The organism is Georgenia alba (genome assembly GCF_042665525.1).
In the GTDB taxonomy this organism is placed as follows: domain Bacteria; phylum Actinomycetota; class Actinomycetes; order Actinomycetales; family Actinomycetaceae; genus Allobogoriella; species Allobogoriella alba.
Genome location: NZ_JBHTCQ010000011.1, coordinates 1 through 593, shown reverse-complemented (window position 1 = coordinate 593; position 593 = coordinate 1). Strand labels below are relative to the sequence as shown.

Genomic DNA, 593 nt, shown 5'->3' with positions numbered 1-593 from the left:
CCAATTGGGTTGGGCGAATGTCCCGGTTCCGGTGATTTTTTTTATTGCATGCCTTTTCTTTGTGTAAATTTTCTCATATTTCCCCCCTTGCATAGAAATTACTGTGATGTTTATGCTATAGTAAGAGTTGTTAAATTATTACTTCAAAATGTAGGAGTGTTACAGAATGAAAAAATGGTTACTATCTGTCGGCCTAACAGCTGGCCTATTATCTTTATCTGCATGCAACTCCGGCGGTTCAGAAAAAGTAGTGGAGTCTAAAGCTGGAGACATCACGCAAGACGAATTTTATCAGGAGCTGAAAGAACGCTACGGCAACCAAGTGCTGAAAGAAATGGTTGACCAGATGGTTCTTGAAAAAGAATACAAAGTATCCGATAAAGAAGTCGAAAAAGAAATCGCTAAGATCAAAAAAGAATCTGGCGGAGACGAGGCTTTCAAGCAGCTTCTTGAGCAAAACGGAATCAAGGACGAAAAAGTTCTTAAAGAGCGTATAAAAGGTATGCTTGCTAGTGAAAAAGCAGCAACTAGCGGCGTAAAAGTTTCGGATGAAGAAGCGAAGAAAGTTTTCGAAGAGAAATACAAGACAGAAG

Annotated in this window: 1 protein-coding gene; it reads left to right on the top strand. The window is 39.5% G+C overall.

From position 1 onward, the window contains the following. Positions 1–166: 166 nt before the first annotated feature. Positions 167–593: peptidylprolyl isomerase (locus ACFQQL_RS19110; RefSeq protein WP_465254084.1), on the top strand; the 427-nt coding region annotated here is incomplete at its 3' end.